The 23,258-nt window shown below is 66.4% G+C and carries 19 protein-coding genes; 7 read left to right on the forward strand and 12 right to left on the reverse strand.

From position 1 onward, the window contains the following. Positions 1 to 9 precede the first annotated feature (9 nt). Together bufB and GCN75_RS00900 are read left to right on the forward strand one after the other, a co-directional pair. The gene (gene bufB / locus GCN75_RS00895; RefSeq protein WP_152280922.1) at positions 10 to 933 is read left to right on the forward strand and encodes an MNIO family bufferin maturase; all 924 of its coding nucleotides are present in this window, start codon (positions 10 to 12) and stop codon (positions 931 to 933) included. Beyond that, on the forward strand, positions 923 to 1,822 hold the full coding sequence (locus GCN75_RS00900) for an HvfC/BufC N-terminal domain-containing protein (protein ID WP_193317334.1): 900 nt from the start codon (positions 923 to 925) through the stop codon (positions 1,820 to 1,822). Before bufB ends, GCN75_RS00900 begins: the two co-directional genes overlap by 11 nt. A gap of 65 nt (positions 1,823 to 1,887) precedes the next feature. On the opposite strand, the gene GCN75_RS00905 is transcribed toward GCN75_RS00900, so the two are convergent. The 9 genes from GCN75_RS00905 to GCN75_RS00945 all read right to left on the reverse strand — a co-directional run bounded on the left by GCN75_RS00905 (position 1,888) and on the right by GCN75_RS00945 (position 8,080). Continuing rightward, on the reverse strand, positions 1,888 to 2,136 hold the full coding sequence (locus tag GCN75_RS00905) for a DUF3297 family protein (RefSeq protein ID WP_010398340.1): 249 nt from the start codon (positions 2,134 to 2,136) through the stop codon (positions 1,888 to 1,890). 109 nt (positions 2,137 to 2,245) lie between these two features. After that, positions 2,246 to 2,647 carry a GFA family protein gene (locus GCN75_RS00910; protein WP_152280924.1) on the reverse strand — a complete coding sequence of 134 codons (402 nt, stop codon included), beginning with the start codon at positions 2,645 to 2,647 and terminating at the stop codon, positions 2,246 to 2,248. A gap of 11 nt (positions 2,648 to 2,658) precedes the next feature. Next, positions 2,659 to 4,431, reverse strand: a complete 1,773-nt coding sequence (locus GCN75_RS00915; protein ID WP_152280925.1) for an ABC transporter ATP-binding protein — start codon at positions 4,429 to 4,431, stop codon at positions 2,659 to 2,661. Next, the gene (locus GCN75_RS00920) at positions 4,428 to 4,982 is read right to left on the reverse strand and encodes a TlpA family protein disulfide reductase (protein WP_152280926.1); all 555 of its coding nucleotides are present in this window, start codon (positions 4,980 to 4,982) and stop codon (positions 4,428 to 4,430) included. Before GCN75_RS00920 ends, GCN75_RS00915 begins: the two co-directional genes overlap by 4 nt. Next, positions 4,982 to 5,500, reverse strand: a complete 519-nt coding sequence (locus tag GCN75_RS00925) for a MauE/DoxX family redox-associated membrane protein (protein ID WP_152280927.1) — start codon at positions 5,498 to 5,500, stop codon at positions 4,982 to 4,984. The genes GCN75_RS00920 and GCN75_RS00925 overlap by 1 nt, the downstream gene beginning before the upstream one ends. Before the next feature lie 20 nt (positions 5,501 to 5,520). Next, positions 5,521 to 6,399: an SDH family Clp fold serine proteinase gene (locus tag GCN75_RS00930; RefSeq protein ID WP_152280928.1), complete on the reverse strand. Its 879-nt coding sequence runs from the start codon at positions 6,397 to 6,399 to the stop codon at positions 5,521 to 5,523. After that, a complete protein-coding gene (locus tag GCN75_RS00935; RefSeq protein WP_152280929.1) occupies positions 6,381 to 7,394 on the reverse strand; it encodes an ATP-grasp domain-containing protein in 1,014 nt (337 codons plus the stop codon). The genes GCN75_RS00930 and GCN75_RS00935 overlap by 19 nt, the downstream gene beginning before the upstream one ends. Positions 7,395 to 7,471: 77 nt before the next feature. Next, positions 7,472 to 7,663 (reverse strand): hypothetical protein, encoded by a 192-nt coding sequence (locus GCN75_RS00940; protein ID WP_152280930.1) that lies wholly within the window; start codon positions 7,661 to 7,663, stop codon positions 7,472 to 7,474. 228 nt (positions 7,664 to 7,891) lie between these two features. Then, complete coding sequence (locus tag GCN75_RS00945; protein WP_152280931.1) at positions 7,892 to 8,080, reverse strand: hypothetical protein; 189 nt, start codon at positions 8,078 to 8,080, stop codon at positions 7,892 to 7,894. 335 nt (positions 8,081 to 8,415) lie between these two features. On the opposite strand from GCN75_RS00945, the gene GCN75_RS00950 reads away from it, so the two are divergent. From GCN75_RS00950 to GCN75_RS00965, 4 genes are all read left to right on the forward strand, one after another. After that, positions 8,416 to 8,796, forward strand: a complete 381-nt coding sequence (locus tag GCN75_RS00950; RefSeq protein ID WP_152280932.1) for a hypothetical protein — start codon at positions 8,416 to 8,418, stop codon at positions 8,794 to 8,796. 7 nt (positions 8,797 to 8,803) lie between these two features. Beyond that, positions 8,804 to 9,139, forward strand: a complete 336-nt coding sequence (locus GCN75_RS00955) for an immunity protein Imm33 domain-containing protein (protein WP_152280933.1) — start codon at positions 8,804 to 8,806, stop codon at positions 9,137 to 9,139. A gap of 86 nt (positions 9,140 to 9,225) precedes the next feature. Beyond that, the gene (locus tag GCN75_RS00960; protein WP_152280934.1) at positions 9,226 to 16,824 is read left to right on the forward strand and encodes a glycoside hydrolase family 18 protein; all 7,599 of its coding nucleotides are present in this window, start codon (positions 9,226 to 9,228) and stop codon (positions 16,822 to 16,824) included. Positions 16,825 to 17,011: 187 nt separating this feature from the next. Beyond that, on the forward strand, positions 17,012 to 18,487 hold the full coding sequence (locus GCN75_RS00965; protein WP_152280935.1) for a serine hydrolase domain-containing protein: 1,476 nt from the start codon (positions 17,012 to 17,014) through the stop codon (positions 18,485 to 18,487). Positions 18,488 to 18,507: 20 nt separating this feature from the next. On the opposite strand, the gene GCN75_RS00970 is transcribed toward GCN75_RS00965, so the two are convergent. Next, positions 18,508 to 19,083: a type 1 glutamine amidotransferase family protein gene (locus GCN75_RS00970; RefSeq protein ID WP_152280936.1), complete on the reverse strand. Its 576-nt coding sequence runs from the start codon at positions 19,081 to 19,083 to the stop codon at positions 18,508 to 18,510. A gap of 233 nt (positions 19,084 to 19,316) precedes the next feature. Between GCN75_RS00970 and GCN75_RS00975 the strand changes: the two genes are divergently transcribed. Further along, a complete protein-coding gene (locus tag GCN75_RS00975; protein ID WP_193317335.1) occupies positions 19,317 to 20,975 on the forward strand; it encodes a phosphoethanolamine transferase in 1,659 nt (552 codons plus the stop codon). A gap of 62 nt (positions 20,976 to 21,037) precedes the next feature. On the opposite strand, the gene GCN75_RS00980 is transcribed toward GCN75_RS00975, so the two are convergent. Then, a complete protein-coding gene (locus GCN75_RS00980) occupies positions 21,038 to 21,811 on the reverse strand; it encodes a ferredoxin--NADP reductase (RefSeq protein ID WP_152280938.1) in 774 nt (257 codons plus the stop codon). 306 nt (positions 21,812 to 22,117) lie between these two features. Beyond that, a complete protein-coding gene (locus tag GCN75_RS00985; RefSeq protein WP_193317336.1) occupies positions 22,118 to 23,254 on the reverse strand; it encodes a tryptophan 7-halogenase in 1,137 nt (378 codons plus the stop codon). Between the last annotated feature and the right edge of the window lie 4 nt (positions 23,255 to 23,258).

The following is a 23,258-nucleotide window of genomic DNA, read 5'->3' on the forward strand; positions in this document are numbered from 1 at the left end:
CCGCGCGCCATGCATGACGTGCCGCCACGCCTGGGCCTGCCGAACCTGGGCCTGGGCGTGGGGCTGCGTCCGCCGCACTATGCGGACATCCTGCGCCACGGGCCGCAGGTGGACTGGTTCGAGATCATCAGCGAGAACTTCATCGACAACCACGGCTATGCGCGCCATGTGCTGGAGCAGGTGGCGGCGCAGGTGCCCATCGTCATGCATGGCGTCTCGCTGTCGATCGGCAGCAGCGATCCGCTCAATCTTGCCTACCTGCGCCAGTTGCGCCAGCTGGCCGGGGAGATCCGGCCCGCGTGGATTTCCGACCACCTGTGCTGGACGGGCGCCGCCTCGCTCAACAGCCACGACTTGCTGCCGCTGCCGCTGGACGAGGCCAGCCTGCGCCACGTGGCGGGCAGGGTGCGCCAGGTGCAGGAGTTCCTGGGGCGTCCCCTGGTCCTGGAAAACCCCAGCAGCTATGTGGAATTTGCCCAGTCCAGCATGCCGGAGTGGGAATTCCTGGGCCGCCTGGCCGAAGACACGGGCTGCGGACTCTTGCTGGACGTCAACAATGTCCACGTTTGCGCGCATAACCACGGCTATGATGCGGCCCACTACATCCGCCAGCTGCCGCACGCGCACATCGTGCAGATCCACCTGGCCGGCCCCACCGTCTGCGGCGCCGTGCTGATCGACACCCACGATGCGCCCGTGCCGGCCGCCGTGTGGCGCCTGTACGCGCTGGCGCAGCAGTTGACGGGCGGCGTGTCGGCCCTGCTGGAATGGGATGCCGACATCCCGCCATACCCGCAGCTGCTGGCCGAACTGGGCAAGGCGCGCGCGGCCGAACGGGGAGAAATCGCCGATGCGGCGTCCGCCATGGCCGGCGCTGCGGGCGCCGTGTCGGCGCCGCTGGGCTTTCACCTGGAGGCGGCCCATGCACCGTAGCGCTGCCGGCGGCGAGGTTGACGTAGCTGAGGACGGAGCTGGCGACGCCCCCGTGCCGCTGGCGCAACTGCAGGCGTGGTTCCTGACGGCGATGACGGCGCCGGGCGGCGCGGCGCGGGGCGCCCAGCTGGCCGGAGAACGCCATGGCTTGACGCAGGAGCAAGTGCTGAAACGGGCCAGGGGCGGGCCGGCGCCGCTGCACATCCATGCGGATGGCTATGTGCAGCGCCTGCTCGAATGCCTGCAAGCCGATTATCCCGTCTTGCGCAAGGTCATGGGCGACGAACTGTTCGCCTTCTTTGCCCGCGCCTATGTCTGGCGCCACCCGTCCGCCTCGGCGACCTTGTATGACCTGGGCGGCGGCTTTGCCGATTTTCTCGCCGCCAGCCAGCGTGACGCCGGCGAACGGCAGCAGGCCTTGCGCTTCCCCGTGGAACTGGCGCGGCTGGAACGGGCGCGCAGCGAGGCGGGCAGGGCGCCCGGCCTGGAAAAGCTGGCGCCGCCCATGCTGCCTTCCGGCCTGGAGTTGCTGCTGGGACCGATGCAGCAATGGCGTCTGGCGCCGTGCGCGCGGCTGCTGGCCCTGTCGTTCCCCCTGTGCGACTACTGGCAGCAGGCGCAGGCCGCGCCCGGCGACGCCGTGCCGGCCCAGCCGCAGGCGACTCCCGCTTTTGTCGCCATTTCACGCATGCATTACCGGATCGTCATGCAGGAGCTGCAGCCATGGCAGTTTGACTGGCTGCAGGCGCTGGATGGCGGCGCGCCGCTGGCGCAGTGCGCGCGGCAGGCGGCGCACGCGGGCGGCAGGACGCCGGACGAGGTGCAGGCGGACGCCATGCTGTGGCTGCCCATGGCGGCCGCGGCAGGGCTCGTCAGCAGCCACGCCTGAGCGAAAAGCGGCGGACGCAAAAAAGGCCGATGAAAATCGGCCTCGATGACGGCTGAATGTGTTGCTTAGCGGTAAAACGCTTCGACTTTGCCCTTCAGCTTGATCTGCAGCGGACGGCCGCGGCGGTCCAGCGACTTGGTGGAAGCGACCTTGATCCAGCGTTCGCTGATGCAATATTCTTCCACGTCAAGACGCTCCTTGTCGTTGAAGCGGATGCCGACGTCGTTCTCGAACACGGCTGCAACGTGGTAAGGGCTGCTGGGGTCGATCGACAGGCGATCGGGCAATGGGGGTAAGGTGGTGGTATCGTTCATGGGCGTAATTATCGCCCAGAATGCCGATCCAGACAACGGGGTGCGCATGCTTATCTGGCGGCCCGCGGCGCGGCGCCCCGCATTTCCTATATCCGCCGTCGTTCCGCCCCTACAGATGCCGTGTTTCCTGCGGCGGCGTGTTCCACTCGTCATGCAAGCCATCGACAAAGGTGACGGGTACCCGGGCCAGTGCGGCCGCCGACATGTCGTCGAGGCAGTTGACGCCGATGCCGACAAATGCACCGCTGCGGGCGGAATCGCCGCGGCTGAACAGGCGCACGCCGCAGTGGCGGCAAAAATAGTGGCGTTCGCGGCCGGCGCCGAAGCGGTATTCGCTCAAGGCCGCCTCGCCGGCCAGCAGGCGGAAGGCCGTGGCCGGCACCTGGCTGGCCCAGCAGCGGATTTTCAGGCAATAGGAACAGTTGCAGCGCAGGCTGGGCGCCGCCAGGTCGATCTCGGCCGCGAAGCGTACGGCGCCGCAGTGGCAACTGCCATGGCAGGTTCTTTTCATCGTGGCCTAGCTTACAGCGTTGCCGTACTGTCATGCAACTGCTGGAATTGCGACAGCTGCTGCTGCATCAGCCGCGCATACTGGCCGCCCGCGCGCAGCAGCTGGGCGTGCGTGCCTTGCTGGCAGATCCTGCCATTGTCCAGCACGATGATGCGGTCCGCTTTCACGATGGTGGAAAAGCGGTGGGCGATGATGATGGTGGTGCGCCCTTGCATCAGGGTATCGAGGGCGCGCTGCACCAGCTGTTCGCTGGCCGCATCGAGCGCGCTGGTGGCTTCGTCGAGGATCAGGATTTTCGGCGCGCGCAGGATGGCGCGGGCAATGGCGATGCGCTGCTTCTGTCCGCCCGACAATTGCACGCCCCGTTCGCCCACCAGGGTCTCGTAGCCGTCCGGGAAGGCCGTGATGAAATCGTGCGCATGCGCCAGGCGCGCCGCCGCCAGCATCTCTTCGCGCGTCACCTGGCGGTCCGGCACGGCAAACGCGATATTGTCGGCGATACTGCCGGAAAACAGCGCCGGTTCCTGCTCCACCACGGCCATCTGGCGGCGCAGCTGCGCCACGCCCAGCACGCGCGCATCGATGCCGTCGAACTGCAGGCTGCCCGCGTCGGGCTGGTAGTGGCCCAGCACCAGGCTGGCGATGGTGGACTTGCCCGCGCCCGAGGCGCCCACCAGGGCGATTTTTTCGCCCGCGCGGATGGTGAGGCTGACGCCGTCGAGCGCCGTGACCTGCGTGCGCTCGGGGTAGGCGAAACGCACTTCGCGCAGCGCGATATGGCCCGCCAGTGGCGGCTGCGGCGCCGACTCGGGCACGGGGCGGTGGCTGCGCAGGATGTCGAAGATGCGGTCGGTCGATCCCATGGTGCGCATCCAGGTGTTCCAGAATTCGCTGATGGAGCCGGCCGTATCCGTCACCATGCTGGCATAGATGACGAAGGCCGTCAGCTCGCCCACGCTCAGGCGCCCCTGGCCGATCAGGTGCGCGCCGAAGCACAGGGTGGTCAGCAGGGCAACGAAGGCGAGCAGTCCCTGCGCGCCCTGGAACACGGCCAGCAGCCGCGTGCCGGCCAGGGATACGTCCAGCAATTGCCGCATGGCTTGCGCGTAGCGGGCCATGGCGCCGCCCTGCTGGTTGAACGCCTGCACCAGGCGTGCATGGGCAAAATACTCCTGCGCCACCTTGCCGCTGGCGGCCAGGCTGGCGGAAATGGCCCGCGCGCGCAGCCGGTAATTGCTGCCAGACAGCTTGCCCAGATACAGGCTGATGGGAATGAAGAGGGCCAGCGGCAGGCTCAGCATGGGCGACAGCTGCAGCAGCATGGCGATGCCGCCCACAAACACGCACAGCGAGCGCAGGGCATTGGCCGCGCCGATGGTCAGGCTTTCATGCAGGGCCGACACGTCGGACGTGAGCCGGCTGTTCAGCTCGCCGCCATGGTGCTTGTCGAAGAAGGCGATGGGCTGGTTGATCACCACGTCGAACAGGCGCCGGCGCACCCCCATGACGATCATGTGGCCGCCCGATTGCAGCAGGTAGAAGCGCGCGGCCGAGGCCAGCGCATACAGCACGCTGAAGGCCAGCATGGCGGCCACCATGCCCGGCGTGACGCCGCGCCGGGTGAGGGCGGCCACGTTGTCGATGAAATAGGCGATGGCTTGCGGGAAGGCCAACTGCGCGCCCACGGTGAGGGCCATGCACAGCAGGCCGGCGGCGATGCGCCAGCGCACGGGATACAGCAGGCGCAGGCGTTCCAGGTGGGGGGCGATGTTCAGATGGCTCATGCGGCGCGCTCCTGCGCCGGTTCGGCGTTCAATTGCCCGACGAGGGCCAGCCAGTCTTCGTCGCCGATCAGGCCGGCCGCTTCCACCTGCCCCTGGTAATTGACAAAGACATACGAGGGCGAGCTCATCAGGGGATTGACGCGCCGGTAGTCGCGCAGCGCAAGGCGCGCCGTGGCCGCCCGCAGGTTGTCGCTGGGCAAGAAGGCGCGCAAGCGGCGGGGCGGCTCTTCGCTGAGCAGCCACAGGGCCAGGCCCGCTTCGCGCGCCAGCGGCATCAGCTGTTCGACGCCGGCCAGCTTTTCCCGGCATTTCGGGCAGCGGCTGGCCAGGAACAGCAGCACGGTGGCCTGGCCGGCCGCGCCCGGTTGAAATGGGGGGCCGCCGTCCAGCGGACGGGCTTGCACGGCAGGCAGGGGTTCACCCGGCACCAGCGCCGCGGGCGCGATGCGTTCGCGGCGGCTGGCGCGCAGCACGGCCAGGGTCAGCCAGATATTGCCGGCAAGGGTAAATGCCAGCGCCGCCAGCACCCATTGCAATGTGGTGGAATCCATCAGTCGGCCTTTGCCAGGGTGGCGATGTCGTGCAGGGAAATGGTGGCCACGCACACGATGGCCGCCAGGCCGGCGGCCAGCACGCCGGTGGCCATGGGCAGCGCCGCCCCTGGCGCAAAGGCAAAGTAGGCGCCGTTGATGCCGACCACCAGCACGTTGCGCAGCAGGTCGTAGTGCGAGACGGGCCGCGCCGCTTCGCCGAAGCAGCTGCAGCGCACCACGCTGTGCGTGAAGTAACGGTAGGCGAGCACGGCAGTGAGCGTACTAAGCAGCAAGAGCGACAGCAGCATGGGCAGATCCGCGCCGCCGGCCAGCAGCCAGCCGGCAAGCAGCAGCTCGGCTACCACCAGGGCCGGCGCCGCCACCGTCGCGGCGGCAGGCGGCACGCCGAACGAGGTGGCCAGGTTGTCGCGGAAGGCGCCATAGCTGCGCAGCTTGCCCACGCCCGCCGCCAGCAGCAGCCAGGCGATGCAGCAGCGCGCCACCTGGGGCAGCAGGGCCGCCAAAGAGGGGGCCAAGGAGGGGGCTAAAAGCGGCGTCAGCATGCGCACTCCGCTGGCGTGCTCCATACGGGGGCGAAGCCGCCCGGACGCTGGCGCCGCAGCTGCACGCCGTCGCGCGAGGCCAGCAGGGCATCCGTCCATGGTTCCTCGGGCGCGCTGCGCAGGGCGCCGCCTATGCTTGCCTGCAATTGCGTCGAGATGGCCCAGCCCAGCCGTTCGGCGTGGGCATCGCGCGCCATGTTCAGGCCCAGCCGGGCCAGTTCCTCGCGCGTCAGCGCATAGTTATGCGAGTGGTAGCCCGTCACCAGCTGCGCGACGATGGCGCGCCGCGCCTCGGGTGTGGCATCGGGCAATTGCCAGGCCAGCAATTCCTCGCCGATCTGCGCCAGCTCCAGTGTGGTGCGGTAAAAGGCCGTCAGGGAAGGGGGGAAGATGCTGCCGCACAGTAGGGACAGCGATTGCTGGCGCGCGTCGGCTGCGTCCACGCCGAACCATTGCTGCGCCATGTCACCGAAGACCTTGATGTCGAGGCTGGAAAAGGCGCCGCCGTCCGCGCCTTCGAGCTGCGGGTCGATGGGCGAGAACAGGGCCAGGTCGCCGGCGATAATGTCATCCGCGCCCAGGGCCAGCAGGGTGGCCGCCGACTGGCAGTGGAAGGGCACGATAAAGCTCAGGTGGCGCGCATGCTGGCGCAGCAGAATGGCGATGCGCCGCGCCGCGTTGACGATGCCGCCCCGTCCGTGCAATACCACATCGAGCCGTGCCACGGGACCGATTCCCTGGCACAGTTCATACAGGGCGGGCAGCAGCTCCATGTCCAGGTGCGAGGCGGCCAGGACGATGGCCCGGCTGTCGCGTTGCTGTTCCAGTTCGCGCAGCCGCAGGGGGAGCAGGCTCAGGTCTGGCTGTGGCATAGCGCTCCTTCGATCAGGGTATCGGCCACGCATTCCAGCATGCGCAAGGCGGGCACCAGTTGTTGTACGTACAAAAATTGACCGACAGGATTGTTTTCCAGGAAAACATATTCGCCCTGGGGCGTGACGATCAGGTCCAGCGCGCCGTATTCGAGGCCATAGCTGTGCACGAAATCGAGGCAGCGCTGCCGTATTTCCTCGGGCAAGGCGGCCGCTTCATAGCGGATGGGGGCCGACATGTCGCGCGAATCGACGGCCGTGCGGGCATCGTCCTGGGAATACAGGCACGCGGCAAACAGCTGCTTGCCGATGACGGTGATCCGCAGCTCGTATTGCTTGGCGATATATTCCTGGAACTGGCAGCTCAGTTCGCCGACGGCATCGAGGTTTTCCAGCATGGCGTCGTCGACGATGGTGGTGCCGATGCCGCCGCTGATGCGCTCTGCCGCATCGACGGTCTCGGCGGCCAGGCTGGGCGTGGACATGCTCTTGAAAATGATGGAGCCGCCAACGGCGCTGCGGAAGGCGCGCACGTCGTCGGCCACGTTGCTGATCAGGGTGGCGGGTACGCGAAAGCCCATGCGCGCAGCCCGTTCCAGCTGTTCGCCCTTCCATTGCGCGCCGCGCAGGGCCAGAGGATGGCTGAGCCAGTAGCAATCGAGCGTGTACAGCACGCTGAAGATGGCTTGCTCCGTTTCCAGCTGCGCATAGGCGCGTTCCTGCGGCGTCAGGTCGGCGCTGGCATAGGCATAGTCGGCGGCCTTGCGCAGCCAGACGGCGCCTACTGCGCGCAGGTCCAGCCAGTCGCCGTCGGGCAGGCGGCGCAGCCGGGAGCGGGCCTGGCCCTCCAGCAGGCGCTGGCACAGCTGATAATCGCGGGGAAAGGCGTCGAGATCGATACGGAAAGGGGCATGGCCGCGCTCGGCGAGGATGGCTTCGACCAGGTCGGCGTGCAGGTCGCCGCTATGGCTGATAATCAAAACCTTTTTGTGCATGTAGGGAGCCTGCGTAAGGGAAGATGAAAAAGCCTTGCCGTGGCAAGGCTTTCAGCTGGCGCAAAGGTCAGCAAAGATCAGCAAAACTCTCCGCCGTCGCTCGAACCGATGCGCGAATAGCGGTATTGCTCTTCGCTGTCGACTGCCGTGCAGCCGGCCACGGCGACACCGTCGCGCACCTTCCAGGGCGCAGGAAGGGCCGGTTTTTCCTGTTCTTTCTTTTCTGCCAGCTTGAATGCGAACAATTTTGTTTGATTTTGCTTCTGCATGTTTTTATCCTCTTGTGATGGTTAACAGCCGCTGCCGAAAAATGGCGTGCATTTCAAATGCCTATTTCAGGTCAATGCTGCATCGGCGAATGGCCGGCTATTTTAAAAATACGATATCCCGCATATGAATCCGGCACGCACGCAATAGCCGCGCCGCAATTCGCGCCAGTTTTAATGGATGGGATGGTATGCAACCCCGCGCCAGGCGGGGTCAATGCGCCGCGAGTATCAGCAATACTGGCCGCGGTCGTTTGGCTGGAAGCGCGAAGAATCGCGGTACTGGTCATTGGTACCGACTGCGGTGCAGCCGGCCACGGCGACGCCGTCGCGCACTTTCCAGGCGGTGGCGGGCACTGCCGGTTTTTGTTCCTGTTTCTCAGCCAGTTTGAATGCGAACAATTTTGGTTGGTTTTGCATTGTACTATCCTCTTGTGATGGTTAAGTACTGCTTGCGTTGTATGCCATGGTATATGGCCATTCGATATTAGCGCCGGAATAAATAGGCGTCAACTTGAAAATGAAGCGTATTTACGATTATCTTCCGCAGATACTCACCAAATGTCACGTGGAATAAAAAGTTATTGCGGTGCGATAAATAATCATGGTGCTATTTTAAATGAGCGGAAGGCCGATTGATTATTGCGCTGCACTATCGCGGTGCATGTGGGCGATTATCATGGCAAACGCAGCGCCAATGCCCGCCGGCACGCACTATAATGGCGCCTGTTGAATGGATAAGGCAGGAGTGAGCTATGGAAATGGCCTTGACGGACAGCCTGCGGCAGCTGGCATATGCGCAGGCCGCCGCCTTCGTGCGGACGCTGGACCGGCGCGATCCTGTTGCGCTGCAACGCGACTGGGGCCTGTCGCCGGGCGTGGCCGACGAGATCGTCGACATGCTCGACAGCTATTTTGCGGCCAACGAAGCGCTGTCCCTGGCGCCGCTGGAGCAGGCCTTCGTGCCGGGCAAGGGCGGTCGTCCCGCCGTCGATGTGTACGCCACCGATGCCGGACCGCTGGGCCTGGAATGCCTGCTGCTGGCCGATGGCAAGCGGGGCGAAGCGACCTTGCACCTGGAAATGTCCAATCACGATGGCGCACTGCGCCTCCACTACCACTACATCGGATCCTGAAAGCGATATGACTGCATCGATCAGCGCAACACAGCAACGCATCTGCGACAAGTTCGGCTTGCCGGCACAGGCGCCCGAGCCCATGGTGGCCCTGGCCATCGGCAGCCTCGATCAATCGCCCATCTACGGCACGCGCATCGAGCTGCCGGAAAACGGCACCATCAGCTGGTTCATCCACTGCGGCCAGCACGACGACGCCAGCGGCTTTTACCAGCCCCTGCACGCGGAGCACCTGCAGGAGATGCTGCCGCAGGTGCTCGACTACCTGGCCTTGCCCAGCGGCGCCAAGTTCATCCTCGACCGGGAAGGGTATGAGGACGTGTGGCTGGAAGGGCAAGAGTAGGCCGGCGATGTAAGTTTTGCTCAGTTTTAAATATTGCCCGTGGCATAGACTTTCATTTCCTTAATCTCCCTGGAAACGGAGCCGAGATGAAAACGTCTACCGCAGAATACGGATTGAAATGGCAGTTCCACAAGCGTAACGGTGTCGACACGATCGTGTTGCTGAACACCAGCCAGCAGGAGCTCGCTATTGCCAAGCTGGAAATCACCATGAATATCGCCGTCGGCACGGTCACGGGCAAAAACAGCCTCGACGCCATCATGACGGCGAAAAAGATCGACGAGAGGGATTGGCCGCAGAAGAAGGAAGAGTATTTCCTGGCCGAGATGAACAAGCACGAAGGCATGCTGGACGAACAGGCGCTGTTCGCCACGGACGAGTTCTTTGCGCCATGGGGCGCGCTGGCCTCGTCGGAAGAGCATCCGGCGGAATATACGCGCATGGCGATCAGCAAGGCAGGCGGCTATGCGGCCGTGGTCAGCGTCGGCACGGAACAGACGGGCCGCCTGGCAATGAGCGGCATGCCGGAATTTGTCTACCAGGTGCGCTACCTGCGCAAGCCGGCCGTGATTCCAGCCAACCTGGGCCGCGACCTGTCGTATGTCAGCAGTTTCAAATACCTGGTGTGCCGCTCCTCGATCGATGGCCTGACCCGATTGCCCGCGATCCGCGTGCAGTTCGACGGCAGCAACGACTGGCTGGACGTGCCGCTCGACCTGCTGCAGGCCAGCATGGGCGACAAGCGCAGCCGCGTGATCGACCAGTCCTGCCGCGACCTCGTGACGGCCGCCGCGTTCTCGCGCCGCTCGCTCGGCTATTACGCGAACTATTTCGGCTACCAGCGCGACGTCTTCATCCGCGACGTGCCGTTCCAGAATATCAATGAATTGTCGTACGGCATGTTCACGATCAATCAGGATGGCACGCCCGCCAGTTCCGACCACTGGGGCGACGATTGGCAGCTGTCCTCGCTGCAATTCATGAAGCAGCTCAATCCCGACCTGAAAGTGCACCTGATCGTCGGCGGCTGGCCCAAGGTGCTGGAGTTCGAGGTGTGCGACTGCTTCAGCGTGCGTGAAATGCAGGAATCGGCGTCGCGGGCCGAGCCGCTGAACAAGGATGCCACGATCAGCGTGTACCGCATCCGGCAAGGGCAGGCCGTGGTTGAAATGTACTATCGCCTGTGGGCGCCGCTGACGATGAACGGCAGCGTGGTGCAGCCCAGCGCGGCGCCCACCCGCTTTGCCTGGTCCACGGTCCTCGTGCCCACCTACTTGAATAACCTCTGGGCCAATGTGGGGGGCGCCATCGGCAGCGAGACCTTCGGTTCGGGCGCGCGCAGCGCCTATCGGCCGGACGACAGCGTACGCATCCAGTTTGCGCTGGCGGCCGCGCTGCAGCAGAAGATCCAGCCTGCCGCCGAGCTGTTCAGCATGGTCGGCAACGACCCCGTCAAGGCGCAGCGCTTTGCCGAGGCCATGGTGCAAACGGTGGTGCTGATGGGCTTTGACGGCATCGAGATCGACTGGGAGTATCCGGGCAAGGACGACGGTCCCGCCTACGTGCGCATCCTCGAGGCGCTGCGCGCCGCGGAAGCCAACGCCAGTTTCAATCCCGAGAAACGCAGGATTTACCTGGGCATCGCTTCGCCGGCCGCGGCGGCCAAGATCCGTTTGATCGACAGCGGAGATGTGCCGTCCGGCAGCGACACCTACTGGCGCCCCATCGGACGCCTGGTCGACACCATCCACATGATGACGTATGACTACGGCGGGCCCTGGCTTACCTATTCGGACTTCAACGCGCCCATGCTGCCAGCTTCGGACGCGGGCGCGGGCGAACAGCCGAGCGGCGTGCGCGAGACGCTCGCCACCATGCTCGACTACGCCGACCGCCTGTGCTTCACGCGCCAGCAGCTGTCGCTGGGCTTGCCCATCTACGGGCGCGGCGTGAAAGTGGTGCCGGAAGCGGGCGGCCAGCGCGATCCGGACGCGCGCCTGGGCATCAATTGCCGCACGGACGGCCCTGCCGAAGGGCAGTTTTCCGACCAGCCCGGCACCTATCTGTACAGCCATATCGCCGGGCAGATGAAGCTGGGCAGCCGCTCCGACAAGTTTCCCAATTTCGTGGCGCCCGGCCTGCACCCGAAGGCGCGCGCACCGTATCTGTACGTGCCGGCGCGCGATGGCCAGCCGGCCATTTCCGTGACGTATGACGATCCCGCGTCGATACGCGAGAAGATCCGCTATGCCAAGACGGAATCGCTGGGCGGCGTCATGGCCTGGGACCTGTCCGGCGACTTGCCGGCCAGCGACCCGCGCTCGCTGCTGCGCGCCATCGGCGACGAACTGCGCCAGGAACGCCCGGCCGCGCAGCCTGAACTGCTGGCCTTGCCCGATTCCAGCCTGTACCGGCGCGCGGCCAGGGAAGGCACGGCGCTGCCGGCCCGGCCCTTGTGGAGCGTGGGCCGCGACTATGGCGCGCCGCTGGCCAGCCGCGACATGGCGGTGAGCGCCGAGGTGCTGGCGATGGCGGCCCTGCCGGGCGGACGCCTGGCGCTGGCCCTGGCGGACGGCGCCGTGCAGATCATGGCACCCAACCGCGCCGTCACGCCGTGGGAGTGGGAAGCGCGCGCCGTCTGGCACCTGGCCGCTCCCGTGGTCGCGCTGCTGGCCTTGCCTTCGGGCCGCCTGCTCGCATTGCAGCAAAATGGCGAGCTGGCGCGCATCGATGCGCAAGACGGCACGACGCCCGTGCAGCGTATCGCCACGGGGCTGGCGCCGCAGGCGGGCAGCCTGGTGGCCGGCTGGGGCGAACAGGCGCTGTACTTTGACGGCACGGCGCTGCGTACCGTGACGGCGCCGGCCCGGCGCGAGCAGGCTTGGCAAGTGTCGCCGCCCATGCCGCTGGCGGCAACGGCGCTCGTCGCGCTGCCGGGAGGTTTGCTGCTGAGCGGTGCGGCGCGCAGCGCTGAGCTGCCATCGGTAGCCTTGTGGAAGATCGATGGGGGCAAGCTGGCCTTGCAGGCGGCCGTGCCCCGTTCCGGCAGGGAAGACTGGGGCGCCATCGCCTTCTTGAGCGCCTTGTCCGACGGTTCCGTGGCGGCCCTGACGGCAAATGGCAACTACCAGGCCTACGGCCCGGCGGCGTTGCAGCCGGAACGCCCGCAGGCGGCCACCTGGGCCGCGCTCAGCGACGGCGAACAGGTGGGACGCGCGCTGCTGCCGCTGCCGCAGGGCGGCTTTGTCAGCATCAGCGACGGCGCCTACATGTTCTGGGGCCGGCGCGGCAGTGGCTATGTGATGCTGCAGCGCCTCAGTTCCAGCCGTTCGGCCGATGCGGCCGCCGTGCTGGATAACGGCGACGTGGTGATCGCCAAGGGCCGCGCACTGCGCTACCTGGCGGCGCGCGGCTGGCCCCGCGCGCAGGCGGGCCTGCAGCCCAGCTGGAATTGGCGCGACGGCGACGACGGCCGTTCCTGGCTGCATCATCTGGCTGCCGCCGGCAACCAGACCGGCATGGCGCAGGCGCTGGCGCAAGGCGCGCCGCCCGAATTGCAGGCCACCGATGCGGCCAGCGGCGCCCAGGAAAGCCTGGCCGAAACGGCCTTGCGCGCGCAGCACTGCGCCATCGTGCCCCAGCTGACGGCCGCCGGCGCGCCCTTGTGGAGCGGCGGCAACGCTGAACGCACGAGCGCCTTGCTGAACGAACCCGTGCTGGCCGCCTTGCTGCCGCCGGAACTGCTGGCCAGCACGCCGTATCTGTTGCCCGACCTGCCGCTGGCGGGCGCGCCGATCGCGCCCGCGACGGTAGCCTTCCTCAGCGACAATCCGCGCATCGCCACCCTGATCGCAACGGCGCTGGCGCCCGTGCTGCCGGAAACGGCGCGGCAAGTGCAGCACCTGGTGCAGGATTACGCCATCGATGACGCCTTGCTGGCGGCCGCGCGCGGCGAGGGCGATACCTGCCTGATGCATGTGCTGGTGCCCGACGGTGCCCGGGCCGACGATTGCAAGCAGGCCGAGGGCGTGGGCGAGGATTTGCGGCAGGTGCTGGTGCAGCTGCTGGGCCAGCGCCATGCCGACCCTGACGCCTTCATCGCCGCCATCGATGCCATCTGGACGGCGGCGGACAAGGTGCGGCCGTGGCGCCGCCAGGAATGCCGCCAGCTGGTGGCCGCCGCCGCGCGGCCCAAGCGCCCCGACGCCTACCGCGTCGTCAGCGAACCGGCCGTCTACGAGCAGGCGCTGCTGCACTACGCTGCGCTGGTGGAGCTGGGCTGGCCGGCGCCTGCCGGTGAACCGCAGGCAAGCCTGGCCCAGCGCGCGCCGGCCCACTATCGGATGCTGATGCAGGCAGGCCGCGACGCCCTGACGCCGAACGGCTGGGACGATCCCGTGCTGCGCACCGACCTTGCCAAGCGGGCCTTGCCGAACGAAGTGACGGCCTTGCTGGTGATGGCGCCGTGGATGGCCGCGCCCATGGGGGCGGCTGCCGATGCCCTGATCGGCGGCATGGGGACGGCCGTGCGCGCCTATCACCAGCAGGAACTGGACGCCGGCCGCCTGGTCGTGTCCGACCTGGCGGCCGTGCAGGACCCGTACACGGCCCTGGGCGAATTTTCCGGCGGTCCGGCCATGGCCGGCCTGGCCATGCAGCAATTGCTGCTGTGGTCTTGCACGACGCCGCAAGGCGCCGTCCTGGCCTTGCCCGCCGCGGCCGCCTTCCTGGCCCTGCGCGCGCCCGCTCCGTGGATACCGCAGGGCGATGTGAATGCCTATGCGCAACAGTGGTTCAGCTGGGCGGAAGATCCGCCGTATCTGGCGCAGGACCCGGTGGCGCTGCCGGAACAGACGGACGCCGTCACGCCGCTGCCCGCGCGCAGCAGCAATGCCCCCGTGCGCCGCGTGCTCGACCCGGCCGACACGTCTCCCGTGCCCGGCATCGACGAGGAAGCCAGCCGCCGGCGGCGCCTGGAACAGAGCGTGCGCGCCACGCAGATGAAATTCATGGTGCAGACGTGGCAAAACAATATGCTAGTCGACAGCAAGCTGCAGGCGCAGGAAGACGAGCGCCTGCTGAAGAGCCCGTACACGGCGCGCATCGACGAGCTGACCCGCAACGCGGCCCAGGCCGATGCGACCCTGAACAATACGCGGGCGCGCCGCGAGCTGGTCAGGGACCTGGAAAACAAGCCGTTCAGCTTGTCGGCGGCCGAGCTGCGCAAGGCGGGCATCGACGTCAAGCTGCCGGCGGGCATGAGCGAAGACCAGCGCTTGCCCGACGACCTGTACGACGATGCGCTCGAGCACGAGCATGTGCGGCTCGATGGCGTGGAAAAGGACGCGGTGGCTGCGCGCAGCAAGGCGATCGGCGAAGTCGACAGCCTGCGCCGCAAGCGCGACATGGACCCGCAGCGCCTGCGCCAGCTGGAGCAGCAGGCCAAGCTCAAGGGGCAGCTGGAGGCGGCCCAGCGCAAGATCAGCAAGATGCAGGATTATGCGCTGCTGGCCGACAGTATCGCCCATTACGGCGCCTCGGCGCTCGACTGGCTGCACGACAAGGGCGTGATTTCGGGCAAGTTTGCGGAAGTGGCCAAGACCATACTGACGTGGGCAAACCGCATCGTGCAGATCGGCATCGCCGTGGCCACCATCGCCTACGGCTGGAAACAGATGCGCGCCATGCAGGGGCTGGGCTCGATCGGCAAGGGCGGCGACAGCATTTCCATGATGTTTTCCATCGGCATGGCCGCCTTCAATATCGTGCAGTGCGCCATTTTCGGCCCGCCGCCCGACCCGATGGAGGAAATGTACAAGGCCTTGAGCAAGCAGATCGAAGCGGTGGGCAAGGCCTTGCAGGAAAGCCTGGCGGCCATGTCGCAGCAGCTGGCGTCGATGCAGGCCGGCATCTACAACCGCCTGGACGGCATCGAGGACAAGATCGACGGCCTGGGCCGCGAACTGGGACGCCAGATGGCGGAACTGTCGGCGCAGATGGACGAAGGCTTCGCCGCCGGCCGCGCCGAGACGCGGCAAGCCACGGGCCAGGTGCTGCTGGCCATGCAGCGGGGCTTCGACAGCGTCGAGCGCCGTTTCGACCTGATCGAGGACAGGCTGGGCAGCGACTTGCATTACCTGCAAGAAATGATGACCGTGAGCCTGATGGACGACTATGCGACGATGGACATCGCCATAGCCAATGCCGAGACGGAAAACCTGCACGCGGCGACGGCAGCGGCGGCCGACGGCCCCCGCCTGGCCGACGACCCCGCGCGCCTGGCCGATTACCGCAACCGGCTGGTGAACGGCGTGCGCAACAAGCTGCTGGGCCTGCCGCGCCGCCGGCTCGAGGACACGCTCGACAGCAGCTGGCTGCAGACCTGGCCGCTGCCGGCCGGCGCGGCGACGCGACAGGCGGGGCAGGTGAGCATCAACCGCATCGGCGACTGCCATGATTTCTATGTGCGCCGCAGTACGGGGGCGGAGGAAGCGAGCCAGCGCGTGTATTTTTCTGCCGCCTATGGCAAGACGGTGGCCAGCCGGCTGCTGTGGGTGTCCGAACACCTGATGCAGTTCTCGGACCATCCGCAGGGCATGATTGCCGACCTGGACGAACTGATCGTGGCACCGTCGGAAACGCTGCAGGGTTTTCTCAGCGACTTTGCCGACAATCAACCGTTCCTCGACGGCTTGATCGATGACTACGTGCAGGCGCTGGCCAGCCTGGCAGCGCGCTGCCGCGCCATCATTCCCGTGCAGGGCAGCCAGGATTGGCGGCTGCCGCCGGGCCGGCTGGGCGACGCGGCCTTGCTGCATGGCTTGATGTTCGACGCCGTGCCCGTGCTGGACCTGGCCGAGCTGGAAATGGAAAGCGTGGCCGCAACGCAATTGGCCGAGCGCGCCAGCCACCTGGGCAGCCTGTCGCGCTTCCTGACCAGCCCCAGCCTGGGCTGGCGCGCCGTCAAGCTGCAGCGCGTGCTGGCCGTGGCCCACGTCTTGCGCGTGGCCGACCTGTCGCTCGTCAGCGACGAGGGGCAAGTCACGCTGTGGGTGGCTTTCCGCGGCGCGCGCCAGCCGGTGGCGCAGCTGCGCCTGGTGGCGGGGCAGGTGGTCGACAGCCAGTTGTTGATCATCGGCAATAGCCTGCTGGTGCAGATCCAGCGCGCCATGCAGCCCGTGCAGCAGCGCTGGATCGCGCAGTACAACGGCCGCATCGGGGCCGATGCGAAGGCGGAACTGGCGGCCCTCGACGGCAGCGTGGCGCGCCTGATCCAGTTCATGGCGCTGGCGGGCCTGGCCGAAACGGCCATGTCGGAAACGCTGAGCCTGATCTGGACCTCGGGCCGCCTGGCCGCCTATCTGTCCAGCCAGGCCAGCCTGGCCAGCAGTGGGCAAGGCAACCAGTTCAGTCCGCCTGTCGCCGCCATGCTGCAGGCAGGCCAGCTCAGTGCCGATACGGCGCGCGCCCGCTTGCGCGCCACCCTGGCGGCGCGTGCCGGCCGCCAGGCGGACGACGTGGGGCGCGATCCCCTGGTCGACCGCTTGCGCCAGGAAACGCATGCCTTGCTGGAACGTGCGCTGGCGCACCGCGCCATGCTGCAGCGCTGCGTGCTGCCGCCGCTGCTGGGCGCGCTGGACCCTGAACCGGCGCCCAGGCGGCAGGGGGAGGGGGCCCTGACCTAGGCCGGCAGCTTGCTGCGCGTATATACATTTATTTGCAATAGTGCTATTTTGCAATAGTGGCCCGTCAGGGCCGCCATGCGCCGCATGTCCGGCTTGGCTGGATATGCGGCGCTTTGTCGTCCGGGCGCCGCCAGCGCGGCAGGCCCGCTTGCCCAGCATGATCCAGATTACGAGAGAGAGCCGTACGATGCGTGTTCATTTTTCATCCGCCGCCCTGGCTGTGGCGCTCGCCGCGGCGTTTCCGGTAGCCGCCATCGGCGCCGGCGCCTTGCCGGCCGTGCAGCAGCAAGGCCAGGCCCAGCGCGACATTGCCGCCTTTGTGCGCAGCGAAATGCAGGAGCGCCAGATTCCTGGCTTGCAGCTGGCAGTAATTCATCGCGGCAAGGTTGTGCTGTCGCGCAATTTCGGCCTGGCCAGCCTGCAATACCAGGTGCCCGTGACGGATGCCAGCCTGTTTTCCATCAATTCGGCCACGAAAGCGTTTGCGGGTGTGGCCGTGATGCAACTGGTGCAGCAGGGCAAGGTCGACCTGGCTGCGCCCGTGAGCCAATACCTGACGGGCTTGCCGCCAGCCTGGCAAGCCGTGACAGTGACCCAGCTGCTCAACCATACATCGGGCTTGCCCGATGTGCTGGACCAGCGCAGCGGCAAGCTGGTGGGGCCGCAGCCGGACGACGCCGATGCAGCGTGGAAAGCCGTGCAGGCGCTGCCCGTGGAAGCCAGGCCAGGCGAGCGCTACCGCTACAACCAGACCAATTATGTGTTGCTGGCGCAATTGATCGAGCGGCAAGGCGGCCAGCCGTTTACCGAATTCGTCCAGCGCCAGCAGTTCGATGCGGCGGGCATGCGGCACAGCGGCTTCGGCGACGCGAAGGACGTGGTCGCCAACAAGGCCAGTTCCTACGTGCTGAACCGGGGCGGCAAGGGCTACCGCAACGTGATCGAGGATTTTCCCGTATTCATGCGGGCGGGGGCCGGCATCAACAGCAATGCGGGCGAGCTGGCCAACTGGCTGATCGCGCTGCAGTCGGGCCGCTTGCTGGCGCCCGCCAGCCTGGAACGGCTGTGGCAGCCGACCAGCTTGAATGACGGCAAGCCTGGGGCCTGGGCGCTGGGCTGGCCCACCATCGGCCGCGATGGCCACCGGGCGGTGGCCGGCATCGGCGGCGCCCGCTCGGCCTTTTATGTGTATCCCGACGATGACCTGGCCGTCATTATCCTGAGCAACCTGGCCGGCGGCCAGCCGGAACAGCTGATCGATACTGTCGCCGGCTTTTACGTTCCCGCCCTGCGCCAGCTGCGCGGCGGCGCGTATGCCGCGCACTTGCTGCGCCAGCAAGCGGCCAGCGCGGGCTTCGACGGGCTGGACAAGAAACTGGCGGCCATCCGGCGCCAGCACGGACTGTCAGCCCCCAGCGAAGACGACTTGAACGCCTGGGGTTACCGCCTGCTGGGCCGGCAGCAGCCGACACAGGCGGTTGCCGTCTTCGCGCTGGGCGTGCAACTGTATCCGCAAGGGGCGAACGGCCACGACAGCCTGGCCGAAGCGTACGAAGCGGGCGGCGCGAAGGCGCTGGCCGTCACGCATTACCGGCGGTCGCTGGAACTGGACCCCGGCAATACGCACGCCACCGAGCGCCTGCGCGTGCTGGCCGCCGATTAGCGGCCAGCCTGGCGGACGCCTTACCTGGCAGCCTGGCCGTGTTCGGCCCCATGCAGGGCCAGGTAAGCGGCCAGGTTCTCGTCATCGATGCCCAGGGCGCGCAAGACTTCGGCCGTGAAGGTGACGGGTGCCGTGCCGGGCGCCGTGATGACGCGCTGGTCAGCCACGGCCCAGGGCACGTCCTGGTACAGGGCGGCGCCCCCATAGCCGGCATCGATCAGGTTGTCGGCGCTGTTGGAGGTGTGGCGCACGGTGTCGAGCACGCCAGCCTGCGCCAGCACGCGCGTGCCGTCGCAGATGCCGGCCAGCACCACGCCCTTGTCGCGGGCGGCGCGCAGCAAGGGACCCAGGTCGGGCGCCTTGCCGCTTTGCCAGTGGCTGCCGCCGCACACCATCAGCAAGTCGAGCTCATCGAGCGAAATGGCTTCCAGTGCCAGTTGCGGCGTGACCAGCATGCCGCCGGACGAGGTGACGGGCAAGCCGCCCGGCGTGGCGAACTGCGTGTAGAAGCCGTAATACAGGCGCGCCGTGGAGTTGATCAGGGCGGTTTCCCAATCGGCAAAGTTCTCGGTCAGAATGGTGATGGCACGTGTCATGAAAAGTCCTGTCGCAGGTGGTGATATCAATAGTACAGGCTGGCTAGCCCGTTGGTGCCGAAATCATAATAAAAAGTACTGACAATTTCTGTCAGGAGCGAGCGCGAAAGTCCTGCCGTGCCGGCACGGTGGGCAGCGCAGAAATGGGGCACATATTGCCGGCGACTGCGCTACAATCGCTGGCCCGTCCGCGCGGGCCTGCCCCTGATCAATACCTACTCTTTGCCGCCTCCATGCTGATTCTGTTTTGCCGTGTCCTGTTGAGCATTGCCGGCCTGCTGATTTTCTTCCTTTTCGATCAATTAAGCGCGAACGAATACCTGAAACTGAGCGTCTTGCTGGCCGCGTTCCTGCTGGGCGCGGGCAGCGTGCTGCATGCGTGGCGCTGCCGTGCCGGCGCATTCACCGTGCTGCTGCGCGTCGTGGTGCCTGTGTTTTACCTCGACGCCGCCGTCAAGGGCTTCTTGCGTGGCTATTTTGGCATGCGGCCGAATCCCAATGCAGTTTTGCAAGCCATGTTTGCGACAGATCAAGCCGAAACGGGAGAGTTTTTCCTGCACAACAGCGTCGCGCTGGCGCAAGCGGCCGCCTGGTTCGTGCTCGTGACGGCGGTGCTGCTGCTGGCCGACCGCCGGTTGCAGCGCTGGCAGGCGGGGCGCGACAGTGCGGCGCCGGGCTTGCTGCAAAAAGGCTTTGCCGTCTTCATGGCCGCGTTTCTCGTGTCACTGCACGTCAATACCACCATGCGGCGCGAAAATCCTGCCCTGTTCTGGCCGCTGCGCTACCAGCAGTACAGTGCGCAGCTCGAGGCGATGAAGTCCATGCAGCATGCGCTGACGGCCGCCATGGCTGCGCCGCGCGACTGGAATGTGCAGTACGCGGGCGAGGATGCGCGCACCGTCATCCTCGTGATCGGCGAAAGCACCAACCGCGCCTCGATGTCGCTGTATGGCTATCCGCGCGCCACCACGCCCCAGCTCGACGCCATGCGTTCGAAGCTGCTGGTATTCAATGACGTGATTTCGCCCGCGTCCAGCACGGTGGAATCGATGATGACGATGCTCACGCCGGCCGACATCGGCAACCCCGACGCATGGATGGCCAAGCCGAATTTGCTGATGCTGGCCGAGGCGGCCGGCTACAAGACGTTCTGGGTGTCGAACCAGACGCGCAACGACGGCTGGATCGGGCTGCTGGCGGGCGAGGCGGATGAAAGCGACTTCATCAACTATGGCACTGGCCGCGGCGAAAACAATTTTGACGGCAACCTGTTCCAGCCGTTTTCCCACGCGCTGGCCGATGCGGCGCCCAAAAAGCTGATCGTCGTGCACTTGCTGGGCGCGCATCCCAGCTACGACATGCGCTATCCCAGCCGTTTTTCGCATTTCGACCAGGCGCATGATGCCGTCAGCGCGCAAATGGCCAGCCAGGGCAGGTCCAGCTGGATACGCAACCAGCGCGACGAGTACGATAACGCCATCCGCTATGGCGACTACGTGCTGGGCACCCTGATCGGCATGGCGGAAAAGGCCAAGTCCGGCCGCGCCGCCTCGCTGCTGTTTGTCTCCGACCATGGGCAGGAAGTCGGTTACAGCCGCAACCATGCGGGCCATTCCGCTTCGGACAAGAGCGGCTATGAAATCCCCATGCTGATCTGGAATAACCAGCAAGCGCCGCAATCGACGGCTGCGCGCGCCGCGCTGGAAAGCCGGCCGTATCAAACGGACAAGCTCGATGCGACCGTGCTGGGCTTGCTGAAGATCGAGACGCGCTATTACGCGGCGCACGACGATATCCTCAGCAGCGCGTTTCAGCCCGTGCAGCGCTTCATGAACGGCTTGCAGTACCAGCGGGGCACCCCGGCAGCGGCCCGCGGACCTGGCGCCAGCTGACATGCAAAAGGCCCGGCGCCGCCGCACATGGCGGCGGGGCCGGGCCCCGGGAGCGATGCCGCTTACTTCTCGGCGAACGCGCGCTCGACGACGAAGTCGCCAGGCGTCGAGGTATTGCCTTCCTTGAAGCCACGCGCTTCCAGCATTTCCTTCAGGTCGCGCAGCATGTCCGAGCTGCCGCAGATCATCACGCGGTCTTCGGCCGGATTCAGTTCTGGCAAGCCCAGGTCTTCGGCCAGCTTGCCGTTTTCGATCAGTGCCGTGATGCGGCCCATGTTGCGGAAGTCTTCGCGCGTCACGGTCGGGTAGTAGCGCAGCTTGTCGCTGACCATTTCGCCCAGGAATTCATGCTGCGGCAGATGCTCTTCCAGCAGCTCGCGGTAAGCCAGCTCGTCGACCTGGCGCACGCCGTGCACGAGGATCAATTGGTCGAAGCGCTCGTAGATGTCTGGATCGCGCACGATGCTGAGGAAAGGCGCCAGGCCCGTGCCCGTCGACAGCATGTACAGGCGCTTGCCTGGCAGCAGGTAGTCGGATACCAGGGTGCCCGTCGGCTTGCGGCCCACGATGACGGTGTCGCCCACTTGCAAGTGCTGCAGGCGCGACGTCAATGGACCGCCCGGCACCTTGATGCTGAAAAATTCCAGGTGGTCTTCGTAATTGGCGCTGGCGATACTGTAGGCGCGCAGCAGGGGCTTGCCATCGACGCGCAGGCCGATCATGGTGAAATGGCCATTCGAGAAACGCAGCGACGGGTCGCGCGTGGTGGTAAAGGAGAACAGGGTATCCGTCCAGTGGTGCACGCTTAATACGCGCTCTTCATTCATCGAACTCATAGTGTTTGTTGGCTGGTCAAAAAAATGGTTAGTTGCTGGCAACTGCTGGCAAAAGTGAAACCCTGTGTAGGCCCAGACGCTATTGTACTGGCCTCCACACGAAATTGTTACCGTCTATCGCCGCCATTGCTGCCGCACGCGGTGCCGACATTATAGTGCGAATGGCAAGGCGGGGCTGAAATTCGCCCGGAAACGGGCGCCGGGCATGCGGACTCTTGACCTGGCTCACTTTTTCGCCGGGGGGGCCAGGATGGACCACGATGGGGCCCGGGGCGCAGGCGTCCCGGGCTTGCCGCAGCGGCAAGGCTAGGCCTGGAGGCCTGCGGCGGCGCCATGCCGGCCGGCCCGGCGCTGCCAGAACGGCGCATCGGGCCAGCGCTGCTCGGCGCCGTAAAAGCCGCGCCGCATCTGCAGATAGGTTTCAAACGAAGCGAACACGCTGCGCCGGTAGCCCGACGCCATGCCAGGGTCGCCCGCCAGGTAGGCTTCCGCCACCCGCGCCGCATGGATGCCCGACGCCATGGCCTGGCCGATGCCCAGCGAAGAGATCGGGTCGAAGCAGGCGGCCGCATCGCCAGCCGCCGTCCAGTTCTCGTCCGCGGGCAGCGACGCCACCCGGCTGTGGATGGCGTAGTGGCGCAGGGCGTCCGGCGCGGGCAAGCGCGCCAGGATATCGCGCACGTGGCGGGTGTCCATGCCGGCCTCGCGCCACGGCGCCGATTCCTTTAGCCGTAGGCGCTTGAGGATGTCGGCATCCGTGATGAAGGCCAGCGCCACGCGGTCGCCGGGCAGGGGCGCGGCGTAATACCAGCCGTGCGAGGTCGTTTCTACCAGGGTGCGGTGCGGCAGGAATTGCGGTTCTGCCAGCTGATAATAGGCGTACAGCGCCACCAGCGAGTCTTCCGTGTGGATGGGGCGCTTGCGCTGGCGCACGATGGCCGCCTGCTTGCCGCTGCAATCGATCAGGTAGCGGGCCGTCAGCGCCGTTTCCTGGCCATCGGCCAGGACGCGCAGCCGCCATGGCTCGCCGTGTTCGAGCTGCACGAGTTGCGCCGGGCGCAACAACGCCACGCCCGCCTGGCGCGCCTGTTCGAGCAGGATGGCGTCATACTGCCTGCGGTCCAGGTGCAAGCCGTGGCCGTGGCTGCTGAACACGGCGTCGCGCGACATCAGTTCGGCGCTGCCCCAGGCGGCCGCGTGGGAAAACGCGGGCAGCTGGGCGCCGTCCAGCAAGTCGCGTCCCACGCCCAGGAAGTCCAGCATGGAAAAGATGGACGACGATACCGTTTCACCGGCCCGGTAATCGTCGAACAGCTGCTTTTCCAGCAAGGCGATGCGCAAGCCCGTGTACCGGGCCAGGGTCAGGGCGGCGGCAGTGCCGGCGGCACCGCCGCCGACAATGACGACGTCGTAGCCGCGCGCTGCGGCTACGCTCGTTGGCAAACCC

It is taken from the genome of Janthinobacterium violaceinigrum, assembly GCF_009208555.1.
In the GTDB taxonomy this organism is placed as follows: domain Bacteria; phylum Pseudomonadota; class Gammaproteobacteria; order Burkholderiales; family Burkholderiaceae_D; genus Janthinobacterium; species Janthinobacterium violaceinigrum.

Coding starts and splice junctions, on each gene's coding strand:
- GCN75_RS00965 (WP_152280935.1), top strand. CDS start 17,012: ATGCGTGTTCATTTTTCATCCGCCGCCCTGGCTGTGGCGCTCGCCGCG.
- GCN75_RS00920 (WP_152280926.1), bottom strand. CDS start 4,982: ATGGATTCCACCACATTGCAATGGGTGCTGGCGGCGCTGGCATTTACC.
- GCN75_RS00940 (WP_152280930.1), bottom strand. CDS start 7,663: ATGCAGAAGCAAAATCAAACAAAATTGTTCGCATTCAAGCTGGCAGAA.
- GCN75_RS00970 (WP_152280936.1), bottom strand. CDS start 19,083: ATGACACGTGCCATCACCATTCTGACCGAGAACTTTGCCGATTGGGAA.
- GCN75_RS00980 (WP_152280938.1), bottom strand. CDS start 21,811: ATGAGTTCGATGAATGAAGAGCGCGTATTAAGCGTGCACCACTGGACG.
- GCN75_RS00950 (WP_152280932.1), top strand. CDS start 8,416: ATGGAAATGGCCTTGACGGACAGCCTGCGGCAGCTGGCATATGCGCAG.
- GCN75_RS00930 (WP_152280928.1), bottom strand. CDS start 6,399: ATGCCACAGCCAGACCTGAGCCTGCTCCCCCTGCGGCTGCGCGAACTG.
- bufB (WP_152280922.1), top strand. CDS start 10: ATGCATGACGTGCCGCCACGCCTGGGCCTGCCGAACCTGGGCCTGGGC.
- GCN75_RS00975 (WP_193317335.1), top strand. CDS start 19,317: ATGCTGATTCTGTTTTGCCGTGTCCTGTTGAGCATTGCCGGCCTGCTG.
- GCN75_RS00900 (WP_193317334.1), top strand. CDS start 923: ATGCACCGTAGCGCTGCCGGCGGCGAGGTTGACGTAGCTGAGGACGGA.
- GCN75_RS00960 (WP_152280934.1), top strand. CDS start 9,226: ATGAAAACGTCTACCGCAGAATACGGATTGAAATGGCAGTTCCACAAG.
- GCN75_RS00905 (WP_010398340.1), bottom strand. CDS start 2,136: ATGAACGATACCACCACCTTACCCCCATTGCCCGATCGCCTGTCGATC.
- GCN75_RS00935 (WP_152280929.1), bottom strand. CDS start 7,394: ATGCACAAAAAGGTTTTGATTATCAGCCATAGCGGCGACCTGCACGCC.
- GCN75_RS00955 (WP_152280933.1), top strand. CDS start 8,804: ATGACTGCATCGATCAGCGCAACACAGCAACGCATCTGCGACAAGTTC.
- GCN75_RS00945 (WP_152280931.1), bottom strand. CDS start 8,080: ATGCAAAACCAACCAAAATTGTTCGCATTCAAACTGGCTGAGAAACAG.
- GCN75_RS00910 (WP_152280924.1), bottom strand. CDS start 2,647: ATGAAAAGAACCTGCCATGGCAGTTGCCACTGCGGCGCCGTACGCTTC.
- GCN75_RS00915 (WP_152280925.1), bottom strand. CDS start 4,431: ATGAGCCATCTGAACATCGCCCCCCACCTGGAACGCCTGCGCCTGCTG.